This window comes from Streptomyces sp. NRRL F-6492 (assembly GCF_001280125.1).
Taxonomy (GTDB): Bacteria; Actinomycetota; Actinomycetes; order Streptomycetales; family Streptomycetaceae; genus Streptomyces.
Map to the genome: position 1 here is coordinate 14,277 of NZ_LGEG01000265.1, position 17,139 is coordinate 31,415.

Annotated in this window: 17 protein-coding genes and 2 pseudogenes; 10 read left to right on the forward strand and 9 right to left on the reverse strand. The window is 74.4% G+C overall.

Annotation, left to right across the window (positions count from 1 at the left end; all coding sequences use genetic code 11):
• Positions 1-79: 79 nt before the first annotated feature.
• A complete protein-coding gene (locus ADL08_RS39085; RefSeq protein WP_078968379.1) occupies positions 80-880 on the forward strand; it encodes a chaplin in 801 nt (266 codons plus the stop codon).
• A gap of 47 nt (positions 881-927) precedes the next feature.
• Here the strand turns inward: ADL08_RS39085 and ADL08_RS31035 are convergent, their stop codons facing one another.
• The 3 genes from ADL08_RS31035 to ADL08_RS31045 all read right to left on the reverse strand — a co-directional run bounded on the left by ADL08_RS31035 (position 928) and on the right by ADL08_RS31045 (position 3,370).
• The gene (locus tag ADL08_RS31035; protein ID WP_053648884.1) at positions 928-1,605 is read right to left on the reverse strand and encodes a DUF2293 domain-containing protein; all 678 of its coding nucleotides are present in this window, start codon (positions 1,603-1,605) and stop codon (positions 928-930) included.
• Positions 1,606-1,616: 11 nt separating this feature from the next.
• Positions 1,617-2,075 carry a hypothetical protein gene (locus tag ADL08_RS31040; protein WP_053648886.1) on the reverse strand — a complete coding sequence of 153 codons (459 nt, stop codon included), beginning with the start codon at positions 2,073-2,075 and terminating at the stop codon, positions 1,617-1,619.
• Positions 2,076-2,158: 83 nt separating this feature from the next.
• A complete protein-coding gene (locus ADL08_RS31045) occupies positions 2,159-3,370 on the reverse strand; it encodes a pyridoxal phosphate-dependent aminotransferase (protein WP_053648888.1) in 1,212 nt (403 codons plus the stop codon).
• A gap of 100 nt (positions 3,371-3,470) precedes the next feature.
• Between ADL08_RS31045 and ADL08_RS31050 the strand changes: the two genes are divergently transcribed.
• Complete coding sequence (locus ADL08_RS31050) at positions 3,471-4,178, forward strand: winged helix-turn-helix transcriptional regulator (RefSeq protein ID WP_078968380.1); 708 nt, start codon at positions 3,471-3,473, stop codon at positions 4,176-4,178.
• Here ADL08_RS31050 and ADL08_RS31055 read toward each other — a convergent pair.
• On the reverse strand, positions 4,168-4,524 hold the full coding sequence (locus ADL08_RS31055; protein ID WP_053648890.1) for a MerR family transcriptional regulator: 357 nt from the start codon (positions 4,522-4,524) through the stop codon (positions 4,168-4,170). The genes ADL08_RS31050 and ADL08_RS31055 overlap by 11 nt on opposite strands.
• A 48-nt stretch (positions 4,525-4,572) precedes the next feature.
• Positions 4,573-5,323: pseudogene (locus ADL08_RS31060) on the reverse strand (SDR family NAD(P)-dependent oxidoreductase).
• A gap of 43 nt (positions 5,324-5,366) precedes the next feature.
• On the opposite strand from ADL08_RS31060, the gene ADL08_RS31065 reads away from it, so the two are divergent.
• The gene (locus ADL08_RS31065) at positions 5,367-5,840 is read left to right on the forward strand and encodes a hypothetical protein (RefSeq protein ID WP_053648892.1); all 474 of its coding nucleotides are present in this window, start codon (positions 5,367-5,369) and stop codon (positions 5,838-5,840) included.
• 4 nt (positions 5,841-5,844) lie between these two features.
• Positions 5,845-6,486, forward strand: a complete 642-nt coding sequence (locus ADL08_RS31070) for a uridine kinase (protein WP_053648894.1) — start codon at positions 5,845-5,847, stop codon at positions 6,484-6,486.
• A gap of 82 nt (positions 6,487-6,568) precedes the next feature.
• Here ADL08_RS31070 and ADL08_RS31075 read toward each other — a convergent pair whose 3' ends face one another.
• On the reverse strand, positions 6,569-7,477 hold the full coding sequence (locus ADL08_RS31075; protein ID WP_053648896.1) for a carbohydrate kinase family protein: 909 nt from the start codon (positions 7,475-7,477) through the stop codon (positions 6,569-6,571).
• The gene (locus ADL08_RS31080; protein WP_078968382.1) at positions 7,474-8,475 is read right to left on the reverse strand and encodes a pseudouridine-5'-phosphate glycosidase; all 1,002 of its coding nucleotides are present in this window, start codon (positions 8,473-8,475) and stop codon (positions 7,474-7,476) included. The genes ADL08_RS31075 and ADL08_RS31080 overlap by 4 nt, the downstream gene beginning before the upstream one ends.
• Positions 8,476-8,764: 289 nt before the next feature.
• Here ADL08_RS31080 and ADL08_RS31085 point away from each other — a divergent pair, with 289 nt between their 5' ends.
• On the forward strand, positions 8,765-9,121 hold the full coding sequence (locus ADL08_RS31085) for a cupin domain-containing protein (protein ID WP_053648898.1): 357 nt from the start codon (positions 8,765-8,767) through the stop codon (positions 9,119-9,121).
• A 589-nt stretch (positions 9,122-9,710) separates the two neighbouring features.
• A pseudogene (locus ADL08_RS31090) lies at positions 9,711-10,085 on the forward strand (TolB family protein); the annotation flags it as partial.
• A 25-nt stretch (positions 10,086-10,110) separates the two neighbouring features.
• Here ADL08_RS31090 and ADL08_RS31095 read toward each other — a convergent pair.
• Both ADL08_RS31095 and ADL08_RS31100 read right to left on the reverse strand, forming a co-directional pair.
• Positions 10,111-11,421, reverse strand: a complete 1,311-nt coding sequence (locus ADL08_RS31095; protein WP_078970594.1) for an MFS transporter — start codon at positions 11,419-11,421, stop codon at positions 10,111-10,113.
• A 185-nt stretch (positions 11,422-11,606) separates the two neighbouring features.
• The gene (locus ADL08_RS31100; RefSeq protein WP_053648906.1) at positions 11,607-12,197 is read right to left on the reverse strand and encodes a methylated-DNA--[protein]-cysteine S-methyltransferase; all 591 of its coding nucleotides are present in this window, start codon (positions 12,195-12,197) and stop codon (positions 11,607-11,609) included.
• 241 nt (positions 12,198-12,438) lie between these two features.
• Here ADL08_RS31100 and ADL08_RS31105 point away from each other — a divergent pair, with 241 nt between their 5' ends.
• The 4 genes from ADL08_RS31105 to ADL08_RS31120 form a co-directional block, all read left to right on the forward strand.
• On the forward strand, positions 12,439-13,344 hold the full coding sequence (locus tag ADL08_RS31105) for an MHYT domain-containing protein (RefSeq protein ID WP_078968046.1): 906 nt from the start codon (positions 12,439-12,441) through the stop codon (positions 13,342-13,344).
• 71 nt (positions 13,345-13,415) lie between these two features.
• Positions 13,416-15,545 carry an excinuclease ABC subunit UvrB gene (gene uvrB, locus ADL08_RS31110; protein WP_053648900.1) on the forward strand — a complete coding sequence of 710 codons (2,130 nt, stop codon included), beginning with the start codon at positions 13,416-13,418 and terminating at the stop codon, positions 15,543-15,545.
• 139 nt (positions 15,546-15,684) lie between these two features.
• Positions 15,685-16,263, forward strand: a complete 579-nt coding sequence (locus ADL08_RS31115; protein ID WP_030205232.1) for a TerD family protein — start codon at positions 15,685-15,687, stop codon at positions 16,261-16,263.
• 165 nt (positions 16,264-16,428) lie between these two features.
• A partial coding sequence (locus ADL08_RS31120; RefSeq protein WP_199837125.1) for a TerD family protein occupies positions 16,429-17,139 on the forward strand: 711 nt, incomplete at its 3' end.

The window sequence follows — 17,139 nt, forward strand, 5'->3', positions numbered from 1 at the left end:
CCGGATCCGGCGCGTACGTCCGCCGCGTTGATTCGGGTACGGGCGACTGCCCGTGCACACCTCCGGAAGGCAGGAAGCCATGAGGCAGATTCGCCGAAGTGGTCTGGCCACACTGTTGGTCACGGGCGGGGCGCTCGCCCTCTCGGCGGGCGCCGCGCACGCAGACGCCGGCGCCCAGGGCGCCGCGGTCGGTTCGCCGGGAGTCGGTTCCGGCAACACGGTTCAGCTGCCGGTGCACGTGCCGGTCAACGTCTGCGGCAACACGGTCAACGTCGTGGGGCTGCTCAACCCGGCCTTCGGCAACAGCTGCGCCAACGTCTCCGACGGGCCGACCGGTTACGGCTCGGACGACGACGGCCGCCCCCACTCCCACAAGGACGAGCCCGGCACCCCGCGCGGCGGGGAGCAGGCCGGCGGGTCTCAGGGCGGCGGGTCCCAGGGCGGCGGCTCCTCCAACGGCGGCGGTTCCACCGCCGAGGGCCACGCCCAGGGATCGCCCGGCGTGCTCTCCGGGAACGGCCTCCAGCTGCCCGTCGACGTCCCCGTGAACGTCAGTGGGAACTCGGTCAACGTGGTCGGCATCGGCAACCCGGCCTTCGGCAACACCGCGGTCAACGGCCCCGGGAAGCCGGCCCAGCCGATCGAGAAGCCGACGCCGCGCCCGCAGACCCCCGTGCGGAACATCCCGGCCCCGCAGAGCGTGCCGCCCGCCCCCGTGCCCGCCCCGGCCCCCGCGCCGCAGGGCGAGACGGGCGAGGTCGAGCTGGCCCACACCGGTTCGTCGGACGGTCTCGGCTACGCCGCTTCGGGAAGTGCCGCGCTGCTCCTCGGCGGCGCCCTGCTGTACCGTCGCGCCCGCCGCGCCGGAGACCGGGCCTGAGGGAACGGCCCGCGCGGCGGGACCGGCGCGCACGGACGCCCGAGCCGTCAGCCGCGCGCGTCCCCGCCGCCGCCCCGCCAGGCCCGGAGCACCGCCTCGATGGCGGGCGCGACCCTCGTCCGGGCCTGGTGACGGGGCACCCCCCGCATCAGCAGGGTGTCGTACGGGGTGTCGACGTGCCGTACGCCGGCCCGTACCGCGGCGGTCACCGCGCCGCGGTCGAGCGAGCGGCCGGCGGCCGTGCGCCCCACCCGCCCGCTGCCCTTCGCCGAGGCGTGGGCGGCGATCTCGTCGGCCCGGTCCACCGGGCAGGACGGGAAGAGCCGCAGGATCTCCGCCCGGAGGGCCGCGGTGACCTCGGTGTCGAGGGCCGCGCGCCGCTCCGCGTCCCGGGCCCGCCGCCTGGCGCGCGCCTCCGCGTCCGCCAGGCAGGCCCGCTCCGCCCCGGCCAGCGCCGCCTCCTCGACGAGGAGGCCCCGGCGCTCGTACCGGGTGCGGCGCCGGTTGTGCCGTACCACCACCGCCCAGAGGGTGCTGCCCTCGCGGGCGCGGCGGGTGAGGGCCGTGTCGCCCCGGGGCAGGAAGACCAGGTGTCCGAGGTCGGCGCAGTCCAGGCAGACCGGTGCGTTGAACTCCAGGATCATCCGCTCCAGCGGTCCCCGGTGGCACTCCGAGCAGCGGCGGCGCCTGAGCGGTTCGACGACGACCGGCGCGACGAGGTCCACGTCCGCCCCCGTCAGCGGACGCCGGGCGCGGCGGCGGCGACGAACAGGGCGAGGGCCTCCTTCGCCCGCTCGGAGCGGTGGGCGCGGTCCGCGGTCCCCACCGCCTCGTGCATGCAGTGGGTCTCCTCGAAGGCCTTCTCCGCCAGGCGCCGGGTCTCGGGGTCGTCGCAGACCAGCTGGACGCGGAAGAGGGCCTGCCGGGCGGCGGTGCGCTGCCGGTAGGAGGCGTAGCGGGACTCCTCCGCCTCCTCCGAACCGGGCTCCTCGGCCGCCCGGAACCAGCGGTCGTTCTGGCTGTGCCGGTAGTCGACGACCGCGCCGGCGAAGGCGCTGTAGGTCGCGATCCGTTCCTGCCGGAGCTGTTCGGACCGGGCGAGCGAGGCCGTGCGCTCGGCGGCCCGCCCCTGGAACCAGTGCGTGAAGACGACACCCAGCAGGGTCCCCGCCACGGCTATCAGTGCGGCGTCCATGACCGGCAGCCCTCCCGTTTCCCTCGACCGCTCTACCCCTTGATCATGACAGCCGGGAGGGCGGGCGTCACCGCCCGTGTCCGCTACTGCCGGTATCCGCCGAGGAAGCGGCCGATGCGGCTGATCGCGGCGTCGAGGTCGTCGGCGTACGGCAGGGTGAGGATGCGGAAGTGGTCCGGGCGCGGCCAGTTGAAGCCGGTGCCCTGGACCACCTGGATCTTCTCCCGGAGCAGCAGGTCGAGGACGAACTTCTCGTCGTCGTGGATCTTGTGCACGGCCGGGTCGAGGCGCGGGAAGGCGTAGAGGGCGCCCTTCGGCTTCACGCAGGAGACGCCGGGGATCTCGTTGAGCTTCTCCCAGGCGCGGTCGCGCTGTTCGCGCAGCCTGCCGCCCGGGGCGGTCAGCTCGTGGATCGACTGGCGTCCGCCGAGCGCGGCCTGGATGGCGTACTGGGCGGGGGCGTTGGGGCACAGGCGCATGGAGGCCAGCATGGTCAGGCCCTCCAGGTAGTTCGCGGCGTGCCGCTTCGGGCCGGTGACGACCAGCCAGCCGGAGCGGAAACCCGCCACCCGGTAGGTCTTGGAGAGGCCGCCGAAGGTGAGGACGACCAGGTCGTCGGCGAGGGAGGCGGCCGGGTAGTGGACGGCCTCGTCGTAGACGATCTGGTCGTAGATCTCGTCGGCGAAGACCATCAGGCCGTGGCGGCGGGCGAGGTCGAGGACGCCCTCGACGATCTCCTTCGGATAGACCGCGCCGGTGGGGTTGTTGGGGTTGATGATCACGACGGCCCGGGTCCGGTCGGTGATCTTCGACGCCATGTCGTCGAGGTCCGGGTACCAGTCGGCCGACTCGTCGCAGAGGTAGTGCACGGCCTTGCCGCCCGCGAGGGTGGTGACGGCCGTCCAGAGCGGGAAGTCGGGGGCCGGGATCAGGACCTCGTCGCCGTCCTCCAGGAGGGCCTGCACGGCCATGGAGACCAGCTCCGACACGCCGTTGCCGAGGAAGACGTCGTCGACGTCGACCTCCGGGAGGCCCATGGCCTGGTAGCGCTGGGCCACCGCGCGGCGGGCGGAGAGGATGCCGCGCGAGTCGGTGTAGCCGTGGGCCTTGGGGAGCATCCTGATCATGTCCTGGACGATCTCCTCGGGCGCCTCGAAGCCGAAGAGGGCCGGGTTGCCCGTGTTGAGGCGCAGGACGCTGTGGCCCGCCTCCTCCAGGGCGTTGGCGTGCTCGATCACCGGGCCGCGGATCTCGTAGCAGACCTCGTTCAACTTGCTCGACTGCCGGAACTCCATGTCCGACCTCCCCAGTTCCCGGAATCAGCACCGCTCGTTGCTGCTTGGTTTTACCAAGTTCGAGCTTGGAAAGTCCAACGACATGTCTAGACTGCGTCGCATGCCACGTCAGACACGCCGCAGCTACGACCAGCACTGCGCCGCCGCGCGCGCCCTCGACCTCGTCGGCGACCGCTGGACCCTGCTCGTCGTCCGCGAACTCCTCGCCGGGCCGCGCCGCTACACCGACCTCCACGCCGACCTGCCCGGCGTCAGCACGGACATGCTGGCCGGCCGCCTCAAGGACATGGAGGGCGCCGGGCTCGTCACCCGACGCCGACTGCCCCCGCCCGCCTCGGCGTCCGTGTACGAACTCACCCCGCGCGGCCGGGAGCTGCTGCCCGTCCTGCGCGCCCTCGCCGCGTGGGGGGCGCCCGACCTGGGGGAGCCGCGGCCGACCGACGCCGTGCGCGCCCACTGGTACGCGATCCCGCTCCTCGGGGCGCTCGCGGAGCAGGGCGCGGGGGTCGTCCAGGTCACCCTGGACGAAGGGGTGTTCCACGTACGGGTCGGGGCCGACGGCGACGTCGCGTACGGCGACGGTCCGGCGGAGTCCCCCGGCGCCCGGCTGCGGACCGACGCGGCGACGTGCCGGGCGCTCGCGGCCGGGGAACTGACGCTGGGGGAGGCGATCGCGTCGGGCCGCGCGGAACTCGAACGGGCGGGGACGGTCCTGGAGTCGGGGTCGAGCCCGGAATCGGGGTCGGGGTCGGAATCGGGGGCGGATCCGGAGACGGGTCCGGTCGTGGCCGCCGGTCTCACGTCCTGACGGACTCCGCCCCCAGGGCCTTCGCCAGGCGGTCGCGGGCCGCGGTCTGCGCCGCGATCCGCGCGTCGAGCACGGCCAGCCGCTCGCGGGCGATCTCCAGGCCGCGGGCGGACGGCGGGACCGAGGGCATGTCCCCGTCCAGGCAGGAGCGGAAGGCGGACACGTCGTCCAGGGTGAGCCCGGCGTCCAGCAGGTACCGGATGTCGGCCACCCGTGCGACGGCGCCCTCCTCGTACACCCGGTAGCCGTTGGCCGCCCGGGACGACGTGATCAGGCCCGCCTTCTCGTCATGGCGCAGCGCCCGGGCCGACACCCCGGTCCGCCGGGCCAGTTCGCCGATGCGCAAGACCGTCACCTCCTCGCACAGTCGTACCACGGCCCGGCGGGTCGTTGGTCAGGCGACCAGGGCGCCCCCGTCGACGGGCAGGACCGTGCCGGTCAGGAAGGCGGCGTCGGGCGCGGCGAGGGAGGTGATCGCCCACGCCACCTCCTCGGGCCTGCCGAGCCGTCCCAGCGGGACGTGCGCGAGCTGCCAGGCCCGCACCTCCTCCGACTCCTCCGGGGACAGGCCCGTGTGCAGGCCGATCGAGGTGTCGATCGGTCCGGGGGCGACCGCCACCACCCGGACCCCGGCCGGCGCGAGCTCCACCGCCCAGCAGCGGGTCAGGGTCTCCAGGGCGCTCTTGGTCGCCGGACAGAGGGAGTTGGCGGGCCAGCCGCGCCGGCCGATGGTCGTCGACATGTTCATCACCACGCCCCGGGACTCCCGGAGCACGGAGACGGCGGCCCGGGTGAGCAGCACCGTGGCGACGAGGTTCGTCTCCAGGAGCGGGGCGATCACGGCGCGGTCGAGGGTGCCGAGCGGGCCGCCGGTGGAGATCCCGGCGTTGTTGACGAGGACGTCGAGGCGGCCGTGGGCGGCCAGGGCGGCCCGGACGATCTCCTCGGCGGCGCCCTCCGCCGTCACGTCGGCGGTGAACGGGTGGATGCCGGGACGGCCCCCGGCGGTCTCCCGCAGCGGCTCCGCCCTGCGGCCGACGGCGACGACGGTCGCCCCCTGCCCGGCGAAGGCGCGCGGTGGCCCGGCCGATGCCGGTGCCCGCGCCGGTGACGGCGACGACCCTGGTGGGTGTGGTGGTGTGCATGAATTCGATGGTCGAACGGTGACGCCAGTGACAAGGTCAAGCCATGACACCGCACGAACTGTGGACGGCCCTGCCCGAGGAGACACGCGAGCGCGTGGACGCGCTCGTCGTCCGGCGGCTGAAGATGCGGGCGGTCAAGGAGATGCGGGAGTCCGGCGTCTCGCCCCGGCCCGGCCTGTACGACTGCGCCGAACTCGTCGCCGCGCGCACGGAGATCCTCGCCGACCGGCTCGTACCGCTGCCGCGCCAGGACGTGGACGCCCTCGCCGGGGAGGCCGTCGGGCTGCCCGAACCGCCCGTCGCCCTGGAACTGGAGTGGGACGGCGACACGTGGGGCTGGATCCTGCTGCTCGGCGCCGTCCTCCCCGGCCCGTCCGCCCGTCCGCACCCGCTGGCGCACTGGCAGCAGGCCGACTGGACGGAGCCCCTCGCCACCGCGCGGGCCCTCGCGGACCGGCTCGCCGTGCCGCTGCGCGGACCCGGTGACGACGGTCCGCCGGGCGTACGGGCAGAGTGAGGGGATGCGGTACGAGGCGATCACCTGGGACCGGCTGGCGGAGGCGCTCGCCGGGCACGTCGACGCGTCCGTCCCCGGCGACGGTGGCGCGTGGCTCAAGGTCGGCATCGACGGGCCGCCCGCCGCGTCCGGCGGAGAACTCGCCGCCGCGCTGGCCGAGGCCCTGCGGGCGCGCGGGCGCCCCGTCCACCTGGCGGGCACGGGCGGCTTCCTGCGGCCCGCGTCCCTCCGGTACGAGTACGGCAAGCAGGACCCCGACGCGTACTACGGCGGGTGGACCGACACCGGGGCGCTGTGGCGGGAGGTCTTCGGCCCGCTGGAGCCCGGCGGCACCGGGCGCGTGCTGCCCGATCTGTGGGACCCGGTCAGGGACCGGGCGACCCGCAGTCCGTACGTCACGCTGCCGCCCGGCGGCGTCCTCGTCCTGCACGGTCCCTTCCTGCTCGGCCACTGGTTCCCCTTCGACCTCGCCGTGCACCTGCGGCTCTCGCCCGCCGCCCTCGCCCGGCGCACGGAGGAGGCCTGGACGCTGCCCGCCTTCGCCCGGTACGAGACGGAGGTCGACCCGGAAGAGGCGGCCGACGTCGTCGTGCGCGCCGACGACCCGCGCCATCCCGCCTGGACGGGACTCGGGCTCGGGGAGTAGGCACGGGGCGTGCCGGGCCCCGGCCGGGGCGTGTCGGGCCCCGGCCCCGTCGGCCCTCAGGGGCCGCCGGCGCCGATGGTTCTCACAAGCCGTCCGCCGGCGGCCTGCCGCCCACCACGGTGACCGCCTCCGCGCCCGCCCTGCACCCCGCCTCCGCCGCCTTCGCCGGATCCGCTCCCGCGAGCAGGGCCGCCAGGAACGCCCCGGTGAACGCGTCGCCCGCGCCCGTCGAGTCCACCGGCCGCGCCGGAGGAGCCGCCACCCGGGCGGTGACCGCGCCGCCCTCGGCGACCAGCGCGCCCGCCGCCCCCAGGGTGACCACGGCCAGCGGGAAGCGCCGGCTCAACTCCGCCGCCGAACGCTCCGGTTCGGCGTACCCGGTGAGCGCCCGGGCCTCGTCGGCGTTGGGCAGCAGCACCTCGGCGCCCTCCGCGGCCGCGAGGAACCGGTCGGCGCCCAGCTCCGCCAGGAACCCCGCCGAAGCCGGGTCCACGCTCACCGGAACCCCGGCCTCCCCCGCGTCCCGCAGCGCCCGCCGGGCCGTCCCCCGGCTCGGACCGGCGAAGAACAGGTACCCCGAGAGGTGCAGCCGGGCCACGCCGTCGAGCAGCTCCGGGGACCAGTCGGCGGGGGAGAGGCGCAGCGCGGCACCGCTGTCGGTCAGGAAGGTGCGCTCCGCCGAGGCGTCCACGAGCGCGATGACGGTGGCCGTCGCCGCCCCCGGATCCCGGACGAGCAGGGGCCGCACGCCCGCCGCCCGCAGCGCCCGCTCGTGCCAGTCGGCCGCGTCCGTCCCCACCCGGCCGAGCAGCCGCACCTCCCCGCCGCCCGAACGCGCCGCCCAGCAGGCCGCGTTGGCCCCGGCGCCGCCCGGCAGGGTCCGGATCTCCGCCGCCGTGTCCGTGGCCGGCGCGAGCGGGGTCCGGTGCCGGGCGACGACGTCCGTGACCACGTCCCCGACGACGAGCAGCGCGTGCCGGGCGCGGCTCACCGGCCGCCCGCGCCGCGCGCCTCCGTGCCCCGCGTTCCCGTACCGAGCGCCTCCGGGTCTCCCGCCCCCACCTCGTACGCCCCGTACGCCCCGGACCTCCCGTACGCCCCCGCGATCTCCGCCGCGAGCCGCACGTTCCCCCGTATCGCCGCCAGGTTGGCCTCCAGGGACGCCCCTTCCGTGTGGACCGTCAGGTATGCGAGGAGGAACGGCGTCACCGCCTGGCCCGCGATGCCCTTCTCCTTCGCCGCCGCCAGGCCGTCCGCGAGCACCCGGTCGTGCAGCGCGGGGTCCAACTGCTCCGCCTCCGGCACCGGGTTGGCCACGACGAGCGCCGACCGGGGGCCTTCGAGCCGGTCCTGCGCGCGCATCACCCCCGCCACCTCCTCCGGCGTCCGCAGGGTCCAGTCGACGGGCTCGCCCGAGGAGGAGAGGTAGAAGCCGGGGAAGTGCTCCGTGCCGTACCCGACGACCGTCACCCCCAGCGTCTCCAGGCGTTGGAGCGTCGCGGGCACGTCGAGGATCGACTTGACCCCGGCGCAGACGACGGTGGTGGCGACCCGGGCGAGCAGCCGCAGGTCGGCGGACTCGTCCTGGGTCTCGCTCCACGCGCGGTGCACCCCGCCGAGGCCGCCCGTCGCGAACACCCGGACGCCCGCCGCGTCCGCCAGCCAGGCCGTCGCCGACACCGTCGTCGCGCCGGTCGCGCCCGTCGCCAGGGCCGGGGCCAGGTCGCGGTGGCCCAGCTTCCGCACCGTCGGGTCCTCGGCGATCCGTATCAGCGCCGCCTCGTCCAGTCCCACCCTGGCCGTGCCGTCCACCACGGCGATCGTGGCGGGGGCGGCGCCCCCGGCCCGTACCAGCTCCTCCAGCTCACGGGCCACCGCGAGGTTGCGCGGGCGCGGCAGGCCGTGGGCGACGAGCGTCGATTCCAGCGCGACGACGGGACGGCCCTCGTGGAGCGCTTCCCGTACCTCTTCGGACACGTGTGTGGACATGTCCCATTCCTGGCGCACCCACGGGCCCCGCAAACCTCGTTGGCGACCTCCTGCCAATTCCTTCCGCGCCCTCCCCGCGCTTCCGCGGAATCGGCCTCCGCGGAATCCGTCACGGACCGCCCCCGGCGACCGCCCCGAGCGGTCGCGGCACCCTTGCGGCGCCGCCCCGGAACGGTGGTGCGGATTCCGTCGTCACCGCCGGACCCGGCCATCGCCGCTGGTCGGAGCCGTGCCGTTCGTACGGTCCCGGCCTCGGGCGGCCCCCGGATCCCCGCTACAGTCACCGCCCATGACGACACACGACCTGCCCTCCTTCGCCGTCCACATCCCCGACGCGGAGCTCGAAGCGGAGCCCCTCGACCCCACCCAGATCGTCTCCGGCACGCCCGAGGTGACGGGCAAGGTGCTGTGGGAGTCCGCCGACGGCAAGCAGGTGCGCGGCATCTGGCAGATCACGCCCGGGGTCGTCACCGACACCGAGGCCGACGAGCTGTTCGTGGTGGTCTCCGGGCGGGCGACCGTCGCCGTCGAGGGCGGGGACACCCTGGAGATCGGCCCCGGCGACGCCTGTGTGCTGCGCGAGGGCGACCGGACCACCTGGACCGTCCACGAGACCCTGCGCAAGGCGTACCACATCAGCCTCTGAGGCCTCCCGGGGTCTCCCAGGGGCTCTCGGGGTCCGACCCGGGGTCTCCTGGGGCCTTCCGAGAGTCTCCCGGGGTCTTCCGAAGCCTGCCGAGGCCCGCTCAAGAGCCGCCTCCGGGAGTCTGGTAGGAAACCTTCCTGTCCGCTAGCATCCCGGTCGGCGGCTCGGCGCGGCGTCCCTCTCCGAGGGCGTGACGCGCTCAGCGAGAGCTCTGACCCGGCCGCCGAGCACCACCCCGCCGCGCGGCGCCCGCATGCGCCACCCGGCCGACCGCCGTGCGCACACCCGGCACGGCGGCCGGCCCACGCGGCGAGACCGTGGTGTCCACGCACCCGTGTCCAGCTCTCGCCACCCCCTCAGGTCAGGGAGCCCAGGTATGCGCCCGCACGCCTCCGTCCCACCACGCCGCACCACCACCCCCCGCCTCCCCCTCGTCCTCACCGCCGTGCTCCTGCTCGTCGGCGGACTCCTCCTCGCCCTCCCGGACCGGGCCGGAGCCGCCGACGCGGTGATCTCCCAGGGCCGGCCCGCCACCGCCTCCTCCGTCGAGGACGGCACCCTCGGCCCCGAGAAGGCCTTCGACGGCGTCGACCGCTTCTACGCCACCGTCTCCACGAACGGCCGCACCCACCTCGTCGAGGGGGACATGGGGAAGTGGTCGGCCCGCGCCCTGCGGGAGAACGTCGAATGCCCCTCGCTCTCCCCGGACGGCACCCGGCTCGCCTTCAAGAAGCGGGTCTCCGACGGCCCGCGCGACCCGTGGCGGCTGTACGTGTACGACCTGCGCACCGGCCGCGAGCACCCCGTCGCCGAGCGGCGCGGCATCGACGACCAGGCACTGTGGACGGACGCGCGGACCCTCGCGTACGGCCGGGAAGGAGCGGTCTGGTCCGTCCCGGCCGACGGCACGGGCGCCCCGCGCCGACTGGCCGCCGGAGCCTCCTCCCCGGCGGCGCCGCGCTGACGGGGTGCCCTCCGCAAGGTCCGGCTCAGGCCTTCCGGAGGACGCTCCGCAGGGCGAGCGCCGCCATCGGAAGGAGCAGACAGGCGGCGATCGCGTTCAGCGGCCCGTAGCCCGCCCGCGCGACGATCAGGCCCGCCGCGAGACCGCCGACCCCGGCGGCGGTGTTCATGATGAAGTCGGAGAGCCCCTGGACGGCTGCCCGGGCGGCCTGCGGCACCGAGTCCGTGAGCAGCGCCGAACCGGACACGAGCCCCGCCGACCAGCCCAGGCCGAGGACGAAGAGCCCCAGGGCGATCCGGCCGTGGCTCGCCCCCGCCGTGCCCGCGACGAGCGCCGCCGCGCCGATGAGCCCGACCGCGAGCCCGATCACCGAGAGGCGCCCCAGCCGGTCGGAGAGCCAGCCCATCAGCGGGGAGAAGGCGTACATGCCCGCGATGTGCCCGCTGATGACGAGTCCGATCAGCTGGATGTCCGCGCCGTGGTGGGTGAGTGCCACCGGGGTCATCGACATGATCGACACCATGGCGGTGTGCGAGCCCGCGACGGTGACCAGGGCGAGGCGGGCCCGCGGGGACTCCCGCACCGCCCGCATCCCGGCCCGCAGGGAACGGCCCTCGACCGCCGCCCTCCCGCCCGGGTCCGCGTCGGTCAGCGCGCGGGCGGTGAGCAGCGGGTCGGGGCGCAGCAGCAGGGCCACCACGGCCGCGGAGACCACGAAGACGCCGGCGGCCCAGACGAAGGGGCCCGCCGTGGCCGGTATGCCCAGGCCCGCGACGCTCTTCCCGGCGGGCGCCGCGACGTTCGGCCCGAGCACCGCCCCGATCGTGGTCGCCCACACCACCGTGGAGATGGCCCGGGCCCGGTGGTCCGGCTCGGCCAGATCGGCGGCGGCGAAGCGGGCCGCCAGGTTGGCCGAGGAACCGGCGCCGAAGCCGACGAGCCCGACGAGCAGCAGCGGGAAGCTCCCGGCGACCGCCCCGAGCACCACCACACCGGCGCCCGCCGCCCCGAGCAGGTAGGCGAGGACGAGCCCCGCCCGGCGCCCCCGCGAGGCCATCAGGGCGGCCAGCGGCATGGCGAGCAGGGCGGGACCGGCCACCGTCGCCGTCGACGCCAGACCGGCCAGTGCCTCGGTGCCGCCGACCTCCGTGGCCAGGACGGCGGCGAGCGCGACCCCGATGGCGATGCCGAGGCCGCCGAGGATCTGGGTGGCGATCAGTACGGCCCGGACGCGCCGCCGCAGCGCCGGCAGTTCGGCGGCGGTGACGGGGGCGGGGCCGGGGCCGGGTATGTGGCCGGGCAAGGTGGCGTCAGGGGCGCCGGGGGTCTGGGTCACTTACGAGAGTGTGCCAGCCGTCCCACCTGATGGGAACGCCTTCACCCCCTGCCGGAAACGCCCCCACCCTCCCCCGCAAGCGCCCCCACCCTCCGCCGGGAACGCCTTCGCCCGCTGAACGGGAACGCCTCCACCCTCCGCCGGAAACGCCTCCACCCCCTGCCGGAAACGCCCCGCCGCGCCCCTCAGAACAGCGGCGCCGGCAACACCCCCTCCAGGGCCAGCAACTGCCGCTTCGTCTCCAGGCCGCCCCCGAAGCCGCCGAGCCCGCCGTCGCTCTCCACCACCCGGTGGCACGGCACCACCACCGGCAGCGGGTTGGAACCCATCGCCGCGCCCACCGCCTGCGCGGCCCCCGGCTGCCCCACGCGCCTCGCCAGCTCCCCGTACCCGACGACCGTCCCGTACGGCACGCCGGTCGCCAGCTCGCGCAGCACCTGCCGGTTGAACCCGCTCGTCAGGCTCCAGTCCAGGGGCAGGTCGAGCTCGTCCGGGTCGCCCGCGAAGTACCGGTCGAGCCGGCGTATCGGCTCCGCGAGCAGCCCCGAGGCGCACTCCACCGGCTCCGCGCCGAGCCGGGCCGCCAGCAGGCCGGGCAGCCGCTCCCGCCGCGCCGCGTCCGCGTGGAACTCGACCCGTACGAGTCCCCGTCCGGTCGCGGCGAGGAAGAGCGGCCCGACGGCGCTCTCCACGACCGCCCACTCCGGCGGGACGGTCCGCTCCCCGTCCGCCGGTCCCGCCGCCGCACCCGTCTCCGGCACCGCTTCGATGTCCATGCCGACCACGCTACGACCCCCCGCCGACAACCCGGCCCCGCGCTCGAACACGGCTGCGAGAAAGGCTTCCGGAACCGGCTCCAAGATCACGGCCCGGTCTCGCTCCGGACTCGCGAAGGGAAATTCCCCGGTCACATGGTCGCCGCGACTTCCGCGCGCCATAATCTCGCCCCGGGGGAGTAGAAGCCGACGGGACCGACTGTTTTCGGCCGACGTCGCACCAGGGGTGGAGGCACAGCTCATGCAGGGCACGGTCGACGGATTCAGCTACGGGCTCGTCACGCCGGTGGCCTCCTTTCTCATGGCCTGCCTCGGCGGGGCCCTCGGTCTGAGGTGCACCACCAGATCCCTCCGCCACCGCGACACCTTCAAGGCGGGCTGGCTCGTCCTGGGCGCCACCTCGATCGGCACCGGCATCTGGACCATGCACTTCATCGCCATGATGGGCTTCTCGGTCCAGCAGGCGCCGGTCGGCTACGACCTGCCCATCACCTTCGCCAGCCTGGGCGTCGCCGTCCTCATGGTCGGCGTCGGCATCCTCATCGTCGGATACCGGGGGGCGACCGCCCTCACCCTGGTCACCGGCGGCACCATCACCGGCCTCGGCATCGCCACCATGCACTACCTCGGCATGGCCGGCATGCGCCTCCACGGCCGCATCGAGTACGACACGGCGACCGTCGCCCTCTCCGTGGTCATCGCCGTCGTGGCCGCCACCACGGCCCTCTGGGCGGCTGTTTCCGTACATGGATTTCTGGCCAGTCTCGGTGCGAGCCTGGTGATGGGCGTCGCCGTCAGTGGTATGCACTACACCGCCATGGCCGCCGTCAGCGTCCACCTGAACGGCGCCGGCGTCCCCGAGGCCGCCACCGCCCCCGCCACCTCGCTCCTCCTGCCGATGCTGATCGGCCCGGCGGTCTTCCTCATCCTCGCCGCCGTCGTCGTCATGTTCGACCCGCTGCTCGTGATGGGCGACCCCGAGTGGCGGCAGGCCCCGGCCCGGGTCGTGCACCGCCCCGGCGTGCCCGCCCCGCGCCACGTGCCGACCCACTACGGCGAGCCCGCCGCCCGGTCCGCCCGCCCGGCCCGCCGCGCCACCCGCGGGGCCGCCGCCGTCCACGGCGTGCACCGCTCCCAGGACTGGTGAGGGGGCGCCCGGCGGCCGGGCGGTGACCCGATCGCCGCCCGAGTGTCGGTGCCGGGCCGTACGGTGGTTGCATGCGGCCCGTTTCCAAGATCGAACGTACGGTGGCGCCCTTCGAGGTCGTCAGCTCCTACCAGCCCAGCGGTGACCAGCCGGCGGCCATCGCCGACCTCGAGCGGCGGATCCGCGCGGGCGAGAAGGACGTCGTGCTCCTCGGCGCCACCGGCACCGGCAAGTCGGCGACCACCGCGTGGATGATCGAGAAGCTCCAGCGCCCCACCCTGGTGATGGCGCCGAACAAGACGCTGGCCGCCCAGCTGGCGAACGAGTTCCGTGAGCTCCTGCCGAACAACGCCGTCGAGTACTTCGTCTCGTACTACGACTACTACCAGCCCGAGGCGTACGTCCCGCAGTCGGACACCTACATCGAGAAGGACTCCTCCATCAACGAGGAGGTGGAGCGGCTCCGCCACTCCGCGACGAACTCCCTGCTCACCCGCCGGGACGTGATCGTCGTCGCCTCCGTCTCCTGCATCTACGGCCTCGGCACCCCCCAGGAGTACGTGGACCGGATGGTCCCGCTCAAGGTCGGCGAGGAGATCGACCGCGACCAGCTGCTCCGCCGCTTCGTCGACATCCAGTACACCCGGAACGACCTGGCGTTCACCCGCGGCACCTTCCGGGTCCGCGGCGACACCATCGAGATCTTCCCGGTGTACGAGGAGCTCGCCGTCCGCATCGAGATGTTCGGCGACGAGATCGAGGCCCTCTCCACCCTCCACCCGCTCACCGGCGAGGTCATCAGCGAGGACGAGCAGCTGTACGTCTTCCCCGCCAGCCACTACGTCGCGGGACCCGAGCGCATGGAGCGGGCCGTCAACGACATCGAGCGCGAGCTGGAGGGCCGCCTCGCCGAGCTGGACAAGCAGGGCAAGCACCTGGAGTCCCAGCGGCTGCGCATGCGGACCACGTACGACATCGAGATGATGCGCCAGATCGGCTCCTGCTCCGGCATCGAGAACTACTCGATGCACTTCGACGGACGCGAGCCCGGCTCCGCGCCCAACACCCTCCTCGACTACTTCCCCGAGGACTTCCTCCTCGTCATCGACGAGTCGCACGTCACCGTGCCGCAGATCGGCGCCATGTACGAGGGCGACGCCTCCCGCAAGCGGACCCTGGTCGACCACGGCTTCCGGCTCCCCTCGGCCCTCGACAACCGTCCGCTGAAGTGGGAGGAGTTCCAGGGGCGGATCGGCCAGACCGTCTACCTCTCCGCGACCCCCGGGACGTACGAGCTCTCGCGCGGCGACGGCTTCGTCGAGCAGATCATCCGCCCCACCGGCCTCATCGACCCCGAGGTCGTCGTCAAGCCCACCGAGGGCCAGATCGACGACCTGGTCCACGAGATCCGGCTGCGCACCGAGCGGGACGAGCGGGTCCTCGTCACCACCCTCACCAAGAAGATGGCCGAGGACCTCACCGACTACTTCCTGGAGCTCGGCATCCAGGTGCGCTACCTGCACAGCGACGTCGACACCCTGCGCCGCATCGAGCTGCTGCGCGAGCTGCGCGCCGGTGAGTACGACGTCCTCGTCGGCATCAACCTCCTCCGGGAGGGCCTCGACCTCCCCGAGGTGTCCCTGGTCGCCATCCTCGACGCCGACAAGCAGGGCTTCCTGCGCTCCGGCACCTCCCTGATCCAGACGATCGGCCGCGCCGCGCGGAACGTGTCGGGCCAGGTCCACATGTACGCGGACCGGATCACCCCGGCGATGGAGCAGGCCATCGACGAGACCAACCGGCGCCGCGAGAAGCAGATCGCGTACAACACGGAGCACGGCATCGACCCGCAGCCGCTCCGCAAGAAGATCAACGACATCGTGGCGACCATCGCGCGCGAGGAGATCGACACCGAGGAGCTGCTCGGCACCGGCTACCGCCAGGGCAAGGAGGGCAAGGGCGCCAAGGCCCCCGTCCCCGCGCTCGCCGCGCACGGCGTCAAGGGCAAGGGCAGGGCGGGCTCCACCGTGGAGCTCGGCGACCGGCCCGCCAGCGAACTGGCCGCGATCATCGAGGAGATGACGGACCGGATGCGCGCCGCCGCCGCCGAGCTCCAGTTTGAGGTGGCCGCCCGGCTCCGCGACGAGGTGGGAGAGCTGAAGAAGGAGTTGCGCCAGATGAAGGAGGCGGGCCTCGCCTGACCGGAGGCGGTCCGGTGTGTTGCAAGACCGACACAAAACCGGACCGCCCCTCCGCGGTGTCGGTGACCCTGCGTAGGGTGCTGGACAACCGCACGCACCGGACAGCGGGCGCGGGGAACGCAACGAGAGGGGCAAGCGCGTGACCGTGAACATGACCAAGGGTCAGGCCATCAGCCTGGAGAAGAAGGGCGGGGGCAGCCTCACCCAGGTGCGCATGGGGCTCGGCTGGCAGGCGGCGCCGCGCCGCGGTCTGTTCGGCTCGCGCACCCGCGAGATCGACCTGGACGCCTCGGCGGTCCTCTTCGCCGACAAGCAGCCGGTCGACGTGGTCTTCTTCCGGCACCTGGTCAGCGACGACGGCTCGGTCAAGCACACCGGCGACAACCTGGTGGGCGGCGCCGGCCAGGGCGGCGACGACGAGGCGATCCTCGTCGACCTGGAGCGGATCCCGGTCCACATCGACCAGATCGTCTTCACGGTGAACTCCTTCACCGGCCAGACGTTCCAGGAGGTGCAGAACGCCTTCTGCCGGCTCGTCGACGAGACGAACGGGCAGGAGCTGGCGCGCTACACCCTCGACGGCGGCGGCCGCTACACCGCGCAGATCATGGCGAAGGTGCACCGGGCCGGCTCCGGCTGGCAGATGACCGCCCTGGGCAACCCGGCCAACGGCCGCACCTTCCAGGACCTGATGCCGGCGATCCTGCCGCACCTGTAGACGGTCCGCGCACCACGCACCCACAGCTCCCGGAGGCAGCCGCCGCCGGGAGCTGTCCCGCATGATCCGTTCGGCGCCCTGATCCGGACGGTCCACGAACGACCCGTTTGAACCGCACCGGGACGCGCGAATCCGCACCGGGGAAGCACCGAGGGGACAGAGTCGATGACGGCCGAGCTGGTCCGGGGGCAGAACCACCCCCTGCCCGACACCCGACTGGAGATCCGGGTGTCGGCCGGTCATCCGGTCCTCGCCGGAGCCACCCTCGGCGACGAGGACGGCAGGGTCCCCGGCGCGGAGTGGATCGCCCATCCCGGCGCGCCCTCGCTCCCCGGCGTCGACGTCCCCGGGGCGGCGGCCGCCGACCACCGCCTCTCCGTCGACCTGGGGGCGATGCCGGAAACCGTCCACCGGATCTCGGTCCTCCTGGCGCTCACCGGGCACGGCGGAGCCGCCCGCTTCGGAGCCGTCGCCGCCCCCTTCGTCGCCGTCGCCGGGCCCGACGGCGCCGAGATCGCCAACTACACCATCACCGGGCTCGACAGGGAGTCCGCCGTCGTCGCCCTGGAGCTGTACCGCCGCCAAGGCGCCTGGAAGGTCCGCGCGATGGGCCAGGGGTACGAGGGCGGGCTCGCCGATCTCCTCGGCGACCAGGGCCTGGAGCGCCCCGCCGACGCGGCCGCCGCGATCCTGGCGGCCGCCGCTCCGGAGGCCGCCCCCGCGGCGACCGCCCCCCGGCCGCGCGCCCCCGAGCCGGAGCGGGTGCCCCGGTCGACGCCCCCGGCCGCTGACTCCGCGCTCCCGGCCGCCCCGGCGCCGGTGGTCCCGACCGGCTCGGACCACCCCACGCCCCTGGCCACCCCGGTCGTCCCGGCC

Bases quoted from the DNA above. Each gene is read 5' to 3' on its own strand.
- ADL08_RS39085 (WP_078968379.1), top strand. From the start codon at position 80: ATGAGGCAGATTCGCCGAAGTGGTCTGGCCACACTGTTGGTCACGGGC.
- ADL08_RS31040 (WP_053648886.1), bottom strand. From the start codon at position 2,075: ATGGACGCCGCACTGATAGCCGTGGCGGGGACCCTGCTGGGTGTCGTC.
- ADL08_RS31045 (WP_053648888.1), bottom strand. From the start codon at position 3,370: ATGGAGTTCCGGCAGTCGAGCAAGTTGAACGAGGTCTGCTACGAGATC.
- ADL08_RS31050 (WP_078968380.1), top strand. From the start codon at position 3,471: ATGCCACGTCAGACACGCCGCAGCTACGACCAGCACTGCGCCGCCGCG.
- ADL08_RS31065 (WP_053648892.1), top strand. From the start codon at position 5,367: ATGACACCGCACGAACTGTGGACGGCCCTGCCCGAGGAGACACGCGAG.
- ADL08_RS31070 (WP_053648894.1), top strand. From the start codon at position 5,845: ATGCGGTACGAGGCGATCACCTGGGACCGGCTGGCGGAGGCGCTCGCC.
- ADL08_RS31080 (WP_078968382.1), bottom strand. From the start codon at position 8,475: ATGTCCACACACGTGTCCGAAGAGGTACGGGAAGCGCTCCACGAGGGC.
- ADL08_RS31085 (WP_053648898.1), top strand. From the start codon at position 8,765: ATGACGACACACGACCTGCCCTCCTTCGCCGTCCACATCCCCGACGCG.
- ADL08_RS31100 (WP_053648906.1), bottom strand. From the start codon at position 12,197: ATGGACATCGAAGCGGTGCCGGAGACGGGTGCGGCGGCGGGACCGGCG.
- ADL08_RS31105 (WP_078968046.1), top strand. From the start codon at position 12,439: ATGCAGGGCACGGTCGACGGATTCAGCTACGGGCTCGTCACGCCGGTG.
- uvrB (WP_053648900.1), top strand. From the start codon at position 13,416: ATGCGGCCCGTTTCCAAGATCGAACGTACGGTGGCGCCCTTCGAGGTC.